The 16,673-nt window shown below is 72.2% G+C and carries 12 protein-coding genes and 1 pseudogene; 1 reads left to right on the forward strand and 12 read right to left on the reverse strand.

Annotated elements, in window-relative coordinates:
• Positions 1-2 precede the first annotated feature (2 nt).
• Positions 3-1,196: an ornithine--oxo-acid transaminase gene (rocD, locus tag SA87_RS11305; RefSeq protein WP_066203227.1), complete on the forward strand. Its 1,194-nt coding sequence runs from the start codon at positions 3-5 to the stop codon at positions 1,194-1,196.
• 148 nt (positions 1,197-1,344) lie between these two features.
• On the opposite strand, the gene SA87_RS11310 is transcribed toward rocD, so the two are convergent.
• The 12 genes and pseudogenes from SA87_RS11310 to SA87_RS11360 all read right to left on the reverse strand — a co-directional run bounded on the left by SA87_RS11310 (position 1,345) and on the right by SA87_RS11360 (position 16,610).
• Positions 1,345-2,106 (reverse strand): ABC transporter permease, encoded by a 762-nt coding sequence (locus tag SA87_RS11310; RefSeq protein ID WP_066441462.1) that lies wholly within the window; start codon positions 2,104-2,106, stop codon positions 1,345-1,347.
• A gap of 37 nt (positions 2,107-2,143) precedes the next feature.
• A complete protein-coding gene (locus tag SA87_RS11315) occupies positions 2,144-2,881 on the reverse strand; it encodes an ABC transporter ATP-binding protein (RefSeq protein WP_066203228.1) in 738 nt (245 codons plus the stop codon).
• Between the two features lie 314 nt (positions 2,882-3,195).
• Positions 3,196-4,629: a phosphoribosylamine--glycine ligase gene (gene purD / locus SA87_RS11320; RefSeq protein ID WP_066441460.1), complete on the reverse strand. Its 1,434-nt coding sequence runs from the start codon at positions 4,627-4,629 to the stop codon at positions 3,196-3,198.
• A gap of 45 nt (positions 4,630-4,674) precedes the next feature.
• Positions 4,675-6,258 (reverse strand): bifunctional phosphoribosylaminoimidazolecarboxamide formyltransferase/IMP cyclohydrolase, encoded by a 1,584-nt coding sequence (purH, locus tag SA87_RS11325; RefSeq protein WP_066203332.1) that lies wholly within the window; start codon positions 6,256-6,258, stop codon positions 4,675-4,677.
• Entirely contained in the window at positions 6,255-6,944 is a 690-nt protein-coding gene (purN, locus tag SA87_RS11330; protein WP_082718238.1) for a phosphoribosylglycinamide formyltransferase, read from the reverse strand. Before purN ends, purH begins: the two co-directional genes overlap by 4 nt.
• A gap of 182 nt (positions 6,945-7,126) precedes the next feature.
• On the reverse strand, positions 7,127-8,257 hold the full coding sequence (gene purM / locus SA87_RS11335; RefSeq protein ID WP_082718237.1) for a phosphoribosylformylglycinamidine cyclo-ligase: 1,131 nt from the start codon (positions 8,255-8,257) through the stop codon (positions 7,127-7,129).
• Entirely contained in the window at positions 8,254-10,620 is a 2,367-nt protein-coding gene (locus SA87_RS11340) for an AIR synthase-related protein (RefSeq protein WP_066203230.1), read from the reverse strand. The genes purM and SA87_RS11340 overlap by 4 nt, the downstream gene beginning before the upstream one ends.
• Positions 10,621-10,711: 91 nt before the next feature.
• Positions 10,712-11,482 (reverse strand): phosphoribosylaminoimidazolesuccinocarboxamide synthase, encoded by a 771-nt coding sequence (gene purC / locus SA87_RS14150; protein ID WP_342669837.1) that lies wholly within the window; start codon positions 11,480-11,482, stop codon positions 10,712-10,714.
• 99 nt (positions 11,483-11,581) lie between these two features.
• Positions 11,582-12,871, reverse strand: a pseudogene (gene purB, locus SA87_RS14155) (adenylosuccinate lyase); the annotation flags it as partial.
• 513 nt (positions 12,872-13,384) lie between these two features.
• Complete coding sequence (locus SA87_RS11350) at positions 13,385-14,548, reverse strand: 5-oxoprolinase subunit C family protein (RefSeq protein WP_082910555.1); 1,164 nt, start codon at positions 14,546-14,548, stop codon at positions 13,385-13,387.
• Between the two features lie 115 nt (positions 14,549-14,663).
• On the reverse strand, positions 14,664-15,425 hold the full coding sequence (gene pxpB, locus SA87_RS11355) for a 5-oxoprolinase subunit PxpB (protein WP_066203241.1): 762 nt from the start codon (positions 15,423-15,425) through the stop codon (positions 14,664-14,666).
• 120 nt (positions 15,426-15,545) lie between these two features.
• Entirely contained in the window at positions 15,546-16,610 is a 1,065-nt protein-coding gene (locus tag SA87_RS11360; RefSeq protein ID WP_169793272.1) for a 4a-hydroxytetrahydrobiopterin dehydratase, read from the reverse strand.
• Between the last annotated feature and the right edge of the window lie 63 nt (positions 16,611-16,673).

Genomic DNA, 16,673 nt, shown 5'->3' on the forward strand with positions numbered 1-16,673 from the left:
CCATGCGCCGCTCCGATTCCTTCATCGCCCGCGAACAGGCGGTCGGCGCCCGGAACTACGCGCCGCTCCCCGTCGTTCTCGCCCGGGCCGAGGGCGTCTGGGTCGAAGACGTCGACGGCCGGCGCTACCTCGATTTTCTGAGCGCCTATTCGGCGGTCAACCAGGGCCACCGCCACCCGAAGATCATCCGGGCGCTCAAGGAGCAGGCCGACCGGCTGACGCTCACGTCGCGGGCGTTTTACACCGACCGGCTCGCCCCCTGTCTGGAAAAAATCGCCCAGATCACCGGCAAATCCCGCGTCCTCCCGATGAACACCGGCGCCGAAGCCGTCGAAACGGCGATCAAGGCCGCCCGGCGCTGGGGCTATCGGAAGAAGGGCGTCCCGGACGGCGCCGCCGAAATCATCGTCGCTCACGGCAACTTCCACGGCCGGACGACGACGATCATTTCGTTTTCGTCGGAACCGGCCTATCGGGACGGCTTCGGCCCGTTCACGCCGGGATTTAAGATCGTCCCTTACGGCGACATCGACGCCCTCCGGGCGGCGATCACGCCGAACACCGTCGCCTTCCTCGTCGAGCCGATCCAGGGCGAAGGCGGCGTCGTCGTCCCGCCGGAGGGCTATCTCCGGGAGGCGTACGCCCTCACCCGGGCCCAGGGCGTCCTCTTCATGGCCGACGAAATTCAGACCGGCCTCGGCCGCACCGGCCGGATGTTCGCCTGCGACTGGGAAGGCGTCGTCCCGGACGTCTACATCCTCGGCAAAGCCTTGGGCGGCGGCGTCTACCCGGTCTCCGCCGTCGCCGCCGACGAAACGGTGCTCGACGTCTTCGACCCCGGCTCCCACGGCTCGACGTTCGGCGGCAACCCCCTCGCCTGCGCCGTCGCCCTCGCCGCCCTCGAAGTCATCGAGGAAGAACGGCTTCCGGAACGGGCGGCCGCCCTCGGCGAACGCTTTCTCGCCGCCCTCAAAGCCATCCGTCACCCGGACATCGTCGACGTCCGCGGCCGGGGACTCCTCATCGGCATGGAGCTCCGGGTCCCGGCCCGCCCCTACGCCGAGCGGCTCCTGGAAAAGGGGCTCCTCGTCAAAGAGACCCGGGAGACGGTCCTTCGCTTCGCCCCGCCGCTTACGATCGGCGACGCCGAACTCGACTTCGCCCTCGACGTCATCCGGGAGGTCTTTCACTCCTAAGCGATCCGGGCGATCCCGATCCCGCCGGCAAACCCCGAGCCGGCACCGGTCGACGCCAAGGAATGGCCCGGGCGGCCCCGAGACCCGGCCGGCGTGAAGCGGCCGGGCGCCGGCCGAAGCGGGGACCCGGCGGCCGCCTCCGTCCCGCCTACCGCCGGAGCTGATGGGCGGAGGTGAACACGAGCGGCACCGACAGGACGTACAGGGTGGCCGCCGTCACCGCCGCCCCCCCGGCGATGGCGTACATGATGAGGATCTGGTACCCGATCGCCAAAAGCGGCGAGGCTCCGGCGACGATCATCCCCGTCATCATGCCGGGAAGCTGGACGATCCCGACCGTCTTCAGCGTATCCAGGCTCGGCAGCATCGTTGCCCGCACCGCCTCTTGGGCGATCTCCCGGTACGCCTGCCGGCGGTCGGCGCCGAGCGAAAGCCAGAGGATCAGCACCTCTTCCCGTTCCCGCCGGCCCGCCAGCAGACGATCGTAAAACAGGCCGGCGACGATCATCGCGTTGCCGACGATCATGCCGCTCATCGGCACGATCGTTTCCGGGCGGGCCGGAACGATTCGGAGGCCGAAAAAAAGCCCCATCGCCACCGCCTCCGCCAGCGTCAACGCGAGCGCAATGCGGAAGAAGGCGCCGGGGCGCCGCCCGGCCTTTTTCCAGGCGGTCCAGGCGGCGACGCCGAGCATCGCGCCGAGGGGGAGAAGAAGCCACGCGGGCGAGCGGGCGCGAAACAGCCAGGACAGCACCGCCCCGGCGGCCATCAATTGAAGAAACGTCCGGATTGTGCCGACGGCGATCTCCCGCGTCAGATCCAGCCGGAGCCCGTAAGCGATCGCGCCGACGAGGAGCATGAACCCGAGACCGAACGCCGGCACGGAGAGCGCCTCTTTCCACTCCGGCACCTTGACCCCTCCTTCCGGTCCCGGTGTTCCCCCGCGATTAGCGCCGGGCGCCGCCTTCCCCGGCGGCCGTCCCGCGGGTTTCGCCTTCGGCCCCGGCTTCATCCGCGCCTTCCGGCGGGCGGCTCAGCCGTCCCCGCTCAAGCCACCACATCCGCGACGCCAAGCGGCGGGCCAGCGCCCAGTCGTGGGTCACCCAGACGACGGTGCGCTCCCCTTCGCCCCGCGCCGAAAGTCCCGCAAACAGAGCCCGCAGGACCCCTTCGGCGCTCGGCGGATCGAGGCTCGCCGTCGCCTCATCGAGGAGAAGCACCTCCGGCGCGAGCAGGACCGCCCGGGCGAGGGCGACGCGGGCCAGCTCTCCTCCGGAAAGCGCGCGGGCGTCCCGATCGATGAGGCCGGTGTCTAAACCGAAGGCGGCGAGCATCTCCGCCACCGCTTCCCGCGGACACGGCAGGCGGTGGATCCGGCGGCCGAGACACACGTTGTCCGCCACCGTTCCCGAAACGGCCGTCGCCCGCTGCGGGACGAGGACCACCGACCGCCGAAGCTCCCGCGGGTCGTAGGCTTGAAGCGGCCGTCCGCGGAAGAAGATCGACCCGGCCGTCGGATCGAGCAGCCGGTTCAGCAAAAAAAGAAGCGTCGACTTCCCCGCCCCCGACGGGCCGAGGACGGCGAGGCGCTCCCCCGATTCGATCGTCGCCGAAAGGCCGTCGATCCGCCGCCGGCCGTCCGCCTCGGCGACGACGACCCCCTCCAGACGAAAAAGCGGCTCCATCGCCCCCCTCCTTTCTCTCGACCGACGGCCCCCGGCCGGCGGCTCGAGAGATCCGCTTCTTTCCCCGGCGCCCGACCTCCGAACCGACGGAGACACCAAAAGACGTCAGCGTCATTGTAGCGCAATCCAAAAAGCGCGGCCAGATCGCCTCCCCCGGCCGGCCCGCAGGCCGAAAGAGGCGCTCCGCCGCGCTTTTTGGCTGTTTTGCCCCCGTTTTCTTTTGCCGCCGCTTTTTTCGGCCGACGCCGGCCGCCGCCCTCCCGGACCGGCGTCATCGATCGACCTTGTTCGCCCTTTGTGCCGCCGGGTCCGCCTCAGGGGGCTTCAGGACCGGCCCCATCTCCGGGGGCTTTCGCGCCCGGTTCGCCGACGTCCATCTCCGCCGCTTCTTTTTCGCCGATGTCCGTCCGGTAAAAGAGCCCGCTTTCCGCCGGAAGAAGCCGCCGAAGCGCGTCGTACGCCCGCGCTCGGGCCGCCGAAAGCGACGCGCCGCCGGCGACGAGGGCAAACACCCGGCCGCTTCCGGCGAAAAGCTTCCCCGCCCGGCGGAACGTCCCCGCGTGAAAGAGGACGAGCTCGTCCGGCGCCTCTTCAAGCGGCGCCCGATCGCCCGGCGCCCCTTCCTTCCGAAGCCGCGCCGGCGGATCCCCGTCCAGCGCCGGAAGCTCGATCGGCGGCCGGCTCTCCGTCGGGTATCCCTCCCGGGCGGCGACGACGGCCACCGCCGCCTGCGGCGCCTTTGCTCCGGCCGGCCGGCGAAGCGCCGGGTCGCTCGGGTCGAGGGTTCCGTCCGCGACGGCCGACAAAAGGGCCAGCCAGTCCAAGGGCGCTCCGACGACGAGGGCCTGGGTCTCCGGATCGCCGAAGCGAACGTTGAACTCCAGCACCTTCGGCCCCTCCGGGGTGAGCATGAGGCCGGCGTACAAAATCCCCCGGTATTCGAGGCCGCGCTCCTTCAGGCCGGCGAGGATCGGCCGGAAGACCTCCCGCTCGATCCGCCCGAGCCCCTCCGGCGTCACATCCGGCGGCGGAAGGATCGCCCCCATGCCGCCGGTGTTCGGCCCGGCGTCGCCGTCGTAGGCCCGCTTGTAGTCCCGGACCGGCGGGAAGAGGACGACCGCCTCGCCGGCGACGGCGCCCATCACCGACACCTCCCGCCCGGGGAGGAAGCGTTCGACGACGATCCGCGCCGCCGCGTCGCCGAAGCGCCGCTCGACGAAGAAGGCCGCGAGCGCCGCCTCCGCCTCCGTGTGGTCCCGGGCGATGAGGACCCCCTTCCCCTGCGCCAGCCCGTCCGCCTTGAGGACCACCGGAAAGCCGAATTCCGCCACCGCCCGCCGGGCCGCCGCCGCATCGTCGACGACGCGAAATTCCGCCGTCGGCACGCCGGTCGCCGCCATGAGCGCCTTGGCGAACGCCTTGCTCCCCTCCAGGCGGGCCGCCGCCCGTTCCGGGCCCACGACCTTAAGCCCCCGGGCCCGGAACCGGTCCGCCACCCCCGCCATGAGCGGCGCCTCCGGCCCGACGACGGCGAGGTCGATGGCCGCCTCTTTCGCCCAGGCGGCGAGGCCGTCCGCGTCCGTCGCCGAAAGGGGCACGTTGGTCCCGATCGCCTCCGTCCCGGCGTTGCCCGGGGCAAAAAAGAGCGCCACCGCCCGCCCGCTCCGTTCCGCCGAGCGCCGGATCGCCCAGCCGAGGGCGTGCTCCCGCCCGCCGCCGCCGATGATGAGCACCCGCATCGTCCGCATCGGCCGCCTCCTTTCGCCGTTTTGGCCGCCGCTTCGCCGCAAGCGTCAGTGTCGAAAATGCCGCACGCCGGTCACGACCATGGCCATCCCGGCCCGGTCGGCGGCGGCGATCACCTCGTCGTCCCGGATCGAGCCGCCGGGGTGGATGACCGCCGTCACGCCGGCCGCCGCCGCCACCTCGATCGAATCCGGCATCGGGAAGAAGGCGTCCGACGCCATCACCGCCCCCCGGGCCCGCTCGCCGGCCGCCTGAACGGCGATCTTCACCGCCCCGACGCGGCTCATCTGCCCGGCGCCGATGCCGACCGTCATCCCCTCCCGGGCGAGGACGATGGCGTTCGATTTGACGAAGCGGACGACCTCCCAGGCGAAACGAAGCGCCCGCCACTCCGCCTCCGTCGGCGCCCGGCGCGTCACCACCCGGAAGGCGGCCGGATCGTCGTCGCCCGCATCCGGCGTCTGCACGAGGAGCCCTCCGGACGTCGTCACCGCCTCCGGAACGAGGGCGCCGAACCGGTCGGGGGCCGTCCGGGAAAACGCCGCCGGCCGGACGCCGCCTTCCTCCGGCAGAGTGAGCACCCGGACGTTTTTCTTCGCCGCGAGAATGCGGAGCGCCTCCGGCTCCGCCGACGGCGCGACGATCACCTCGAGGAAAAGCCCCTTCAGGCGGTCGGCCAGGGCCGCCGAAAGCGGCCGGTTCACCGCCACGATCCCGCCGAAGATCGACACCGGATCGGCCGCATAGGCCCGTTCGAACGCTTCCTCGACCGTCTCCCCGACGCCGGCGCCGCACGGGTTCATGTGCTTGACCGCCACCGCCGCCGGCGCCTCAAACCGCCGGACGAGGGCGAGGGCCGCCTGGGCGTCCTGGATGTTGTTGTACGAAAGCGCCTTTCCCTGGTGCTGCACGAACCGGACGAGCGCCTCCGGTCCCGCCAGGGGGTCCCGGTAGTACGCCGCCTCCTGGTGCGGATTTTCGCCGTAACGAAGCGCCGCGACCCGCTCGTACGCCGCCACCCAGACGTCCGGGAGCGCCTCGAGTCCGTAGGCGTGGGCCAGGGCCCGGGCGATTAAGGCGTCGTAAAAGGCCGTCCGGCGAAACGCCTTGACGGCAAACCGCCGCCGAAGCTCCGCCCACGCCGCCTCGTCCGCCTCCCCCTCGAGCGCCTCGATCACCGCCGGGTAATCGGCCGGATCGACGACGACGAGAACGTGGGCGTGGTTTTTCGCCGCCGCCCGGATGAGGGCGACCCCGCCGACGTCGATCTCCTCCACCCACGCCGCCAGATCGCGGGACCGTTCCAGCGCCTCCCGAAACGGGTAGAGGTTCACGACGACGAGCTGAAACGGCCGGATGCCGTGCCCCTCGAGTTCCGCCCGGTGGACCGGATCATCCGGCCGGGCGAGGATCGCCCCGTGCACCGCCGGATGGAGCGTCTTCAACCGCCCGCCGAGAAGCGGCGGATAGCCGGTGAGCGCCTCGACGTCCGTCGCGGGGATCCCCGCCGCCTGAAGGTGCGCCGCCGTCCCCGACGAGGCGACGAGCTCCACCCCCCGCCGGGAAAGCCGCTCCGCCAGCGCCAAAAGCCCCGTCCGATCCGACACGCTCAAAAACGCCCGCTGGATCATCCACCGCCCCACGCCGGTCTTCCCTCCCTCGTTTCGGTTAACCAGACGACCGTCCGGCCGACGACGCGATGGGGCTCGGCGACGAGCCGGTCGAGCGTCCGGGGATACAGCCGGTGTTCCAGTCGGTGCAGCCGCTCAAGAAGCGTCTCCGCCGCTTCCCCCGGCCGGATGCGGAGGGCGGCCTGGGCGACGATCGGCCCCGTGTCGATGCCCGCATCCACCAGGTGGATCGTGACGCCGGTGACGCGGACGCCGTAGTCGAGCGCCTGCCGGACGGCGTCTTTGCCCGGAAACGCCGGGAGAAGCGACGGATGGACGTTCACGATCCGGTTCGGATACGCCTCAAGAAGCGTCGGCCCGACGAGGCGCATGTATCCGGCGAGGGCGATCCACCGGACGTCGTGCGCCCGGAGGTGGGAAAGCACCGCCGCCTCGTACGCCCCTTTGTCCGGAAACGCCTTCGGCGAACGGGCCCAGATCGGAAGCCCGACCGCCCTCGCCCACGCGACGACCGGCGCCTCGGGCCGGTCGCTCACCAGCGTGACGACGCGAAAGCGGCACCGGTCCTGCGCCCGCCAGAGGGCCCGGGCGTTCGTTCCCTGTCCGGAAGCGAAGACGGCGACCGGCACCTTCTCCTCCGTCGACGGAAAGGCGGAAGACTCCTCCGTCGCCCCCTCCGAAACCATCCGATCGCCCCCTCTTTCTGATCCCTCCTCAGGCCGAGGGGGACGCCGCACACGCCGTCGCCTCGGCCCCTCACCGCGGTTGCCGACGCGCCCGGCGGGGCCCCTTGCCCGGCGGGCACGCCGGCCCCCCGATCTTCCCCCGCCGGACATCGTCTCGGGCCAAAAGCGCCCCTTACGCTCCTTCACGGGACAAACGCGACGCCCCGCTCCCCCGAGACGACTTCCCCGACGACGAAAGCCCGGCCGCCGGCCCGGGCGATCGCCGCCTGCACCCGGTCGACCCCCTCCGGCGCCACGATGACGATCATCCCGAGGCCGATGTTGAACACGCCGGCCATCTCCGGCCACGCCATCGGCGGCGATCCCGGGAGCGGATGCGCCCGAAGCCAGTGGAACACCTCCGGCACCGGCCACGTCCCGAAGCGGACGACGGCCCGAAGCCCCGGCGGAAGCACCCGCGGCACGTTTTCGTAAAAGCCGCCGCCGGTGATGTGGGCCATCGCCTTCACCGCCGGATCCCGCCCGGCCTCCTTGAGCCACGGGACGTAAATCGCCGTCGGCCGAAGGAGCGCCTCGAGGAGCGTTCCTCCCTCGAACGGTGCCTCGAGGTTCGGCCGGTGCGCTTCCAGAATCCGCCGCACGAGCGAAAACCCGTTGGCGTGGATGCCGGTCGACGGCAGCCCCACGAGGACGTCGCCGGCCGCGACCGGCCGCCGCTTGCGCACCCCGTCTTCCAGCACGCCGACGGCAAAGCCGGCCACATCGTACGTCCCCTCGGCGTAGACGTCCGGCATCTCCGCCGTCTCGCCGCCGACGAGGGCGCACCCGGCCTCCCGACAGCCGTCCGCCATGCCCCGGACGAGCGCCTCGACCGTCTCGGGGACGATCCGCCCCATGGCGATGTAATCGAGGAAAAAGAGCGGCCGTCCCCCCTGGGCGACGATGTCGTTGACGTTCATCGCGACGACGTCGACGCCGATCCCCTCGTGACGGCCGGTGCGCGCCGCAAGGAGCGCCTTCGTCCCCGCGCCGTCCGCCGCCGCGACGAGGACCGGCTCCGCCTCGCCTCCGGCCGGGAGGCGATAGAGCGCCGCAAAGCCCCCGATCCCCGACAGCACCCGCCCGTCGTGCGTCCGGGCGGCCAGCGCCCGGATCCGCTCGACCGCCGCATACCCCCGCCGCACGTCGACGCCGGCCCGGCGATACGCCGCGGTGCCGGGCGCCTCCGGCTCCTCGGCCGAAAGCCCGTCGGCCGAAGGGGAGGACGGGATCCGGGCGTCTTCCGCGCCCGAGCGAGGGGCCTTTTCCGTCATCGCGCCGCCTCCTCTCTCCGGTCCGGACCGGTTCCATCGGGCCGTACGCGCTCCGCGGCCGTGGCGGGATCCTCGGCCGCGGTTTCATCGAACACGAATGCATCGACCGCCGAGGCGGCCTTCGCCCGAAGGGCCGAAAGCCGGATCCCGGCTTCCGCCGCCGGATCGTCCGCCGCCACGACCCGGGCCAGCACCGCCGCCCGACCGCCGGCCGCCTCGATGGTCGCCCGAAGGGCCGGGACGGCCTCCCCGGCGGCCACGACGACGGCCGCGCCGACATTCTCCGGCGCCAGGGGATCCGCCAGCCCGCCGGCCGGCGAACCGCCGACGAACGGCCCGCCGTCCTCCGCCACAAAGACGAGCGCCCGCTCGGGAAGCGCCGCCTCCTCCGACCGCCCCCGCGCCCCCGCCGGAGCCGCCTGGCCCGACCGCTCTTCTTCGTCGAGAAGAAGGAGCAGAAGTTCGGCGGCCGCCTCGACCGGCCCCGCCCCTTCCACCGGCACGCCGGCCGTAAAGAGCCGCCGGAGCCGGGCCGCCCCCAGCGCTTCGATCCACGGACGAAGGGCCGCGGGAGCCGGCAGGCCGTCCGCCGCCCCGTCTCGCGGCGGACCGGCCGCGTCCGCCGGCGGCACGATCCAGACGAGGACGTCGCCCGGCGCAAGGGGAGGGGGGCCGGCGAGCGCCGCCTCCGGCGCATCGCCGACGAGACCGACGACCGGCGACGGCGGGATCGACCGGCCTGCCGTCGCGTTGTAGAGGCTCACGTTGCCGCTCACCACCGGAAGGGCGAGCGCCTCGGCCCCGGCGGCCAGACCTTCGATGGCCTCGACGAGATCCCGGGCCACCCGCGGATCCGCCGGATCGCCGAAGTTCAGGTTGTTCGTCACCCCGAGGGGCCGGGCGCCCCGAAGCGCCAGCCGGAGGGCGCCCCGGACGACGAGCGCCGCCGTCCCCCGCCGGGCGTCCCGGGCGACGAGCGCCGGGTCGGCGACGACCGTATACAAAAGTCCGCCCGCCGGCCGGTCCGCCGCCGCGGCCGGGAGACGAACGGCGCCGACCGGCCCCCGGCCCGGACCGAACCACCGCCGGACGGCCGAACGGGCCGCCCGCTCCACGGCAGAGCCGAAGGACGCCGCCAGGGCAGCCGCCTCGCTCCCCGCAAGCCCCGCGCCGGGCGCCGGAGGTCCGTCCGCCGCCCCGGCCGATCCGGGCCCGTTCGCCGGCGACCGGAGGACCGCGCCCGGGACCCGCGCCCGGAGGTCGTGAAGCGGCACGCCGTCGACGAGGAGGGCGACCGGAACGTCGGCGAGCACCCGGCCGCCGGCGACAAGGACGTACCAGCCGTCGGAGCGCACCTCACCGACGGCCGCCGCCGGCACGCCGTGGGACGCCAGAGCGGCGAGCACCGCCGGGACGTCTCCGCGCCGGACGGCGAAGAGCATCCGCTCCTGCGTTTCGGAAAGCATCATCGCCTCCGCCGCCTCCGGCGTGATCGCCTTCTCCCCCGCCGGCAAAAACGCCTCCGGCACCCGGTCGAGCCAGAGCGTCGCGCCGCGGCCGCCCTTCGCCGCCATCTCGGCGCTGGCGCTCAACAGCCCCGCCGCCCCCATATCCTGCACCGCCCGAACCCTTCCGGCGGCGATGAGGGCGAGCGTCGCCCGGTAGAGCCGCTTCCCCGCCTCCGGATCGGCCTTCGGCACCCGCACCGCCGGCGCCGCCGCGCCGAACGCCGCCGAGGCGAACGCCGCCCCCCGAACGCCGTCCAAGTCCGTCGGCCGGCCGGCATAGACGAAGACGAGATCGTCTTCGCCGGCGGCGCTCCGGGCGAGACGGTCGACCGCGACCACGCCGACGGCGAGGACGTTGACGAGCGGGTTTTGGGCGTACGCCGGGTCGTCGACGGCCAGCACCGCGCCGACCGGGACGCCAAACGCCGCCGCGTACGCCTGAAGGCCCGCGATCACGCCGTCCAGCAGGCCCGACGCCTTCGCCGTCGCCCCGTCGGCGAAGATGGCGCCGGCCGCGCCGACGATCTCCGCCCCCATGCCGAACACGTCCCGCAAAATGCCTCCGAGTCCCGTCGCCGCCCCGTCGAACGGCGCGACGTACGACGGATGGTTGTGGCTTTCCAGCTTAAACACGACCGCCCGGCCGTCCCGCCAGGCGACCGCCCCGGCCCCTTCCCCCGGCCCGGCGACGACGCCCGGCCCGCGGGTCGGAAGCCGCTTTAAAAGCAGCTTCGTGTGCTTGTAGCTGCAGTGCTCCGACCAGAGCGCTTCAAACAGCGCCAGCTCAAGCGCATTGGGCGCCCGGCCGAGCCCGGCCTCGACGGCCTCAAGCTCCTCCGGCGTAAGCCCGCTCATCCGCCTCGCCCCTTTTGTCCGTCTCGTCCGACCGAAGCCGCCACCGAAGCGTTTTTCGTCCGCTTTCACATCGCGCCTCCGTCCCGGTGCCTCACGCGCCGCCTCCGTCGCCGTCCGCGAGGGCGGCGAGGCCAAACCGCTCGGCGACCGCCCGGTAGCCGTCGAGGACGTCGCCCAGGTCCCGGCGGAAGCGGTCTTTGTCGAGGATGTCCTTCGTCTCCCGGTCCCAAAAGCGGCACGTCTCCGGCGAAATCTCGTCGCCGAGGACGAGGGCCCCGCCGTCGTCCCGACCGAACTCGAACTTGGCATCGACGAGAAGGAGCCCCGCCTCCGCCGCATGGGCCCGGAGAAGCTCGCCGATCCGGATCGCCTCGCGCCTGAGCGCATCCAGCGTCTCCGGCGCCAGAAGCCCCAGCGCCTCGATGTGCGCCTCCGCGAGGAGCGGATCGCCGAGATCGTCCCGCTTATAGTAAAACTCGACGATCGGTCGACCGAGGGGCGTCCCCTCGGGGAGGCCGAGGCGTTTGATCAGCGACCCGGCGACGACAAAGCGCACGACAACTTCCAGCGGCAGCATCACAAGCCGCCGCACGAGGTGCACCCGCGGCGCCGGCTGCCCGAGGAAGTGGGTCCGCACCCCGTGCCGGTTGAGATACGAAAGGAAGTAGCCGGAGATTGCCGCGACCAGGCGGCCTTTCCCCGGTCGGACGCCTTTTTTCGTCCCGTCGAATGCCGTCAGGTCGTCCCGGTACTCGAGCCAGAGCACCGCCGGATCGTTCGTCCCGTAGACGTCCTTCGCCTTCCCCCGGGCAAGAAGATCGCTCCGTTCGAGGGCCGCGCCCCACGCGCCCATCCCGTCCATCCCGCCATCCGCTCCTTTTACCGCCCTTTCGGCGCCTTCCGGCCTTTCGCCCTCCACCGCTTGCTCCGACGGCGCCCCTCCCCGGTCCGCCGGCCTCCAAAGGCCGATCCGCCGGAAGATCGCCGGCACGTGCCGGAAATAGGCCGCCTCGTCGAGGGCCGCCCGGAGCCCGTCCGGCCCGAGGGCTTCCGCGATCGCCGCATCGGACCGGATGCGCTCGACAAACGATGGCCCTCCTTCCCACGCCGCCAGCGCGTGGGCCTGCACCCGATCGTACGCCGCCTCCCGGCTCCAGCCGGCGGCGACGAGGGCATTGAGCACGCGGCCGGAAAGGTAAAGCCCCCCCGTCCGCCGGAGGTTTTCCGCCATCCGCTCCGGCCGGACGACGAGCCGCCGGAGGATCGCTGTCAGCCGGTGCAGCAGAAAATCGAGGGCCGTCGTCGCGTCGGGGATCGCCACCCGCTCCACCGACGAATGGGAGATGTCCCGCTCGTGCCAGAGGGCGACGTCCTCCAGCGCCGGCAGGAGATACCCGCGGACGAGGCGGGCGAGGCCGGTGACGTTTTCCAGGCCGATCGGGTTTTTCTTGTGCGGCATGGCCGATGAGCCCTTCTGGCCGGGCGCGAAGCCTTCTTCGACCTCGCCCACCTCCGTCCGGGCAAGGTGCCGGAGCTCGACGGCGATCTTCTCCGCCGTCGCCGCGACGAGGGCGAGGAAGGCGACGTACTCGGCGTGCCGCTCCCGGGAAAGGGTCTGCAGCGCCACCGGCGCCCGGCCGAGGCCGAGCCGCCCGAGGACGTACTCCTCCACCTCCGGCGGCACCGACGCATACGTACCGACGGCCCCGGAGAGCTTGCCGACGTGAATGCGGTCGGCCACCCCCCGAAACCGCTCGAGATGCCGGCGAATTTCTTCGCGAAAATACGCCATCTTGAGGCCGAACGTCGTCGGCTCGGCGTGAACGCCGTGGGTGCGGCCGATCATCGGCGTGTCCCGGTGGCGGAGGGCGAGTTCCGCCAGCGCATCGTGCAGCGCGACGAGATCGCGAAACAAAAGCTCGTTCGCCTCTTTGATCCGCACCGCCCAGGCCGTGTCGACGACGTCCGCCGACGTCAGGCCGTAGTGCACCCAGCGCCGCTCCGGACCGAGCGTCTCCGAAAGCTGCCGCGTAAAGGCGACGACGTCGTGGCGCGTCTCGGCCTCGAGTTCGGCGATGCGCCGGAGATCCACCTTGGCGTTTTCCCGGATTTTCACCGCGTCCTCCCGTGGAACGAGGCCGAGCATCGCCCACCCTTCCACGGCGAGCACCTCGATCTCCCGCCAGATTTCAAACTTGCGCGCTTCGCTCCAGATCGCGCCCATCTCCGGCCGCGTATAGCGCTCGATCAACCGGCAACCCTTCCTTCGTGTCCCGCGTCGGCAAACGAAACGGCATCTTTCGTCCCAAATCATAGACCGATATCCCATCGGCGGGATACCCGTCCGGTGGCTTCCTGCTGCATCGACGGGGGCTCACCGATCGCGGTCTCCCGCGTTCCGCCTGAGCGACCGTCTCCTGAGGCTGCTTTTCGCGGAACTCGCGGTCGGGCCGTTTACCCCGCGGCCAGGGACCGCGGCCAGGGCGAATCGCTTTATCCTCGCCGCCTTTTCGTCCCTCCCGCTCCCCGCGTTTCGGCCGAACGTTTTGCCGGATCCGGGCCGCCGCCTCCGGCAGGACGACGCCGGAGCGGGGCCGCCCGGCACCCCGCCGATCGGCGTTCGCGCCGCGTCGCCCGCTCCGGCTTCCCGCCGCCTCCGGCGGGTCGGAACTTCAGATTCGTAACGATAAGACGTTCCTAATGTAAAACGTTAAACGATAACCGTACGTTGCGGATCTTATTTAACCATTTTGTTCGCCTGATTTCAAGCCGTCGTCGTCCCCCCGGCGGCCGCGTCCGCTCTGGCGAGACTCGCCGCCGGATCGAAGGCGTCCGGCCGAAGACCGGCCGCGGCGAGGGCCGCCGCCCAGCGCAGGGCGATCGCCGCCTCCAGCTGCCGGAGATGCCGCCGCCGCTCCATCCGCCACCGGAGGGCCGCCGGCCGGCCGACGGCGTAAAAGGCCACCCGGTCCCCGGGGCGAAGCTGGGCGAGAAGCGGCCGGTCGACGGCGATCACCGCGCCGATGCGGGGGTAGCCTCCGGTCGTCTGATGGTCCGAAAGAAGCACGATCGGCCCGCCGCCGGGGGGAAGCTGGACGACGCCGAAGTCGACCGCCGCCGAAAAAAGCTCCTCCCGGCGAGAAAGCGGAAGGGGCGGCCCCTTCAGCCGGGCGCCCATCCGGTTCGACGCCGGCGAAACGGTAAAGACTTCCCCCAAAAACGCCGCCTGCGCCGCCTCCGTCAGCCAGTCCCACTCCGGGCCGGGAAGAAAACGCAGCACCGTCACCGCATGCTCCGCCGGGAAAAACGCCGCCGCCGGCCGGGCCCGCCCCCAGGCCCGCAGGGCCGCCCGGGCCGCATCCGGCGGGAGGGCCGAAAGGCCGCCCCCGCCGAGGGGGAGCCGATCCCCGGCGACGAGCCGCCGGCCCTCCATCCCGCCGAAGCGGGCCGGAAGGTACGTGCTCCGGGAACCGAGCACCGGCGGGACGGCGATCCCGCCGGCGACGGCGACATACGCCCGGGCGCCCCCCAGGCGCCCGATCCGGAGCCGGCCTCCGGACGGAAGGAAAAACGGCCGCCCGAACGGAACCGCCTCGACGCGGCCGTCCGGAAAGACGGCCTCCGCCGGCCCCGGCGCCCCCATGAGGGCGACGAGACGGCCCTCGGTGAGACGAAGGGCGGGGCCGGCCAGCGTGATTTCCAGGGCGGCGGCGCCCGGCGGGTTGCCGACGAGACGGTTGGCGATCCGAAGCGCCTCCGGGTCCATCGCGCCAGCCGGCGGCACCCCGCTCGCCCGGTAGCCGGGGCGGCCGAGATCCTGCACCGTCGTGAAAAAGCCGCCGTTTTCCACGATCAAGACGGCCGCCGACGCCTGCCGCGCCGGAACGGCCCCGGACGCCGCCTCCTCTTCGGCCTGTCGTCCACGCATCGCCCGACCCCCTTTCCTTCCGGTCGACGGATCTTTTCGGCCGATCTTTCCCGGCCGTCCGATTCGTCCCGGCCGGCCGCCCGATCCGGTCTTTTTCCCTTTGCGACGGGCTCCGTCATTCGACGGGGACAAAGCGCACCCGATCGCCGATGCGAAGCCGCACCGGCGGGTCGGCCGCCGGGTCGAACATCCTGACCGGCGTATGGCCGATGATCCACCAGCCGCCGGGGCTTTCGTACGGATAGATGCCCGTCTGCGCCCCGGCGATGCCGACCGCGCCGGCCGGCACGCGGGTCCGGGGCACCGAACGCCGCGGCACGCGAAGAGGCTCCGGCACCTCCCCGAGATACGGAAACCCCGGCATAAAGCCGATCATGTACACCGTGTAGATCGTCCCGCTGTGCAGCCGGACGATGTCTTCCCGGGAGAGGCCGGTGCGTTCGGCGAGCGCCTCGAGATCCTCCCCGTCGTAGCGCACCGGGATCTCCACCGGCTCCGCCGCGGGGCGGGGCGCCTCCCCGGAAGCGGCCGACGGCGGGGACCGATCCCCCCGGCCGTCCGGGGCCGGGTCCTCTCCGGCGTTCAGACTCGCCTCGGCGAGCCGCCTCGCCGCCTCCGCCGGATCCGCCGCCTCCGCTCCGGAACCGTTCGAGGCTCCGCCGAGCGCCGCGACCACCGCCTCCGGATCGTAAAGGAGGCCGAGCGTCGTATATCCCGGAATGAGCTCCAGAAGGCCGGGAAACGGCCGGGCCAAAAGCCGGTCCCGAACGCGGACGATCGCTTCCGTCACCGCCGGCGACGGCCGGTCGGCGAACTCGAGCAAAAGCAACCCTTCCCCGAGCGGCACCCAGCGTTGGGGACGCTCCGGCACCGCCATCGCCCCCTCCTCCTTGTTCAGCGTCTGCCGGCCCGCCTCGCGCTGCGTTTGGCGGCCTCGCCCTTCGTTCGGCGGTCTCCTCTTTCGTCCGACGGCCTCGCGTCTCTCCCGGCGGCCGCCTCATCCGCCCGGCGGCCGAACGGCAAAACCCGCCGCCTCGAGGGCCGCCCGCACCGCCCGGGCGTGGGCGACCGCCTCGGGGGTGTCGCCGTGGAGGCAGATCGAATCGACCGCCACCCGGACCGGCGTCCCCTCCGCCGACGGAAAAGCCTCTCCGGCCGCCAGATGAAGCGCCTGCGCCCGGATGCGGGCCGGGTCCCGGTGCACCGCCCGGGGATCCCGCCGGGAAAGGAGGCGCCCGTCGGCGGTGTATGCCCGGTCCGCAAACCCCTCCCGCACGACGCGAAGCCCCGCCTCCCGGGCCGCCCGCTCGAGGGCGCTTCCGGCGAGGGCGTAAAGGAAAAGCCCCGCATCGAACTTCAGGACGCTCCGGACGATCGCCGCCGCCACCGCCGGATCGTCCGCCGCCCGGTTGTACAGGGCGCCGTGGGGCTTGACGTGGGCGAGGCGCCCCCCTTCGGCCCGGACGAGCGCCGCGAGGGCCCCGAGCTGGTAGAGGACGATCGCCTCGATCTCCGCCGGGGCGAGGTCCATCCACCGGCGGCCGAAGCCGAACCGGTCCGGGAGCCCCGGATGCGCCCCGACCGCGACGCCGGCGGCGAGGGCCGCCCGCACCGTCCGCACCATCCCATCCGGATCGCCGGCGTGAAAGCCGCAGGCGACGTTGACCGACGAAAGGTGCGAAAGAAGCTCCAGCTCCAGCGCCGCCGCTTCTCCGGCGGCCTCCCCGACGTCGGCGTTGAGGTCGATCGCCCGCTCCGCCGGCCTCTCCTCCGGGACGAAGCGCCGGTACGCCGCATCGAACCGGTCCGCCAGGTCAAAATCGAGAGCCGTCAGCCCCCCCGCCTGCCAGCTCGAAAGCCGGAGCGTCACCGCCCGGTAATCGACGGCGATGAGGGGGTGGTGCCCCGCCGCCTCGGCGATCTCCCCCACCGCCTGGGCAAAGGCCATCGCCGCCGGAAAAGACGGAAAACGATACCGCCGGACGATCCACTTTTCGTCTTCCCGAACCCACTCCGGCCGCCGCCGAAGTTCCGCTTCGATCGCCGCCTCATCGAGCCGCACGGTGAACGCCTCCTTTGCCGCTCCGATCGGTTCGTCGTCTTACCGGGAAATTTTTCCCGAAGT

It is taken from the genome of Hydrogenibacillus schlegelii (genome assembly GCF_001653195.1).
GTDB lineage: Bacteria > Bacillota > Bacilli > Thermicanales > DSM-22653 > Hydrogenibacillus > Hydrogenibacillus schlegelii.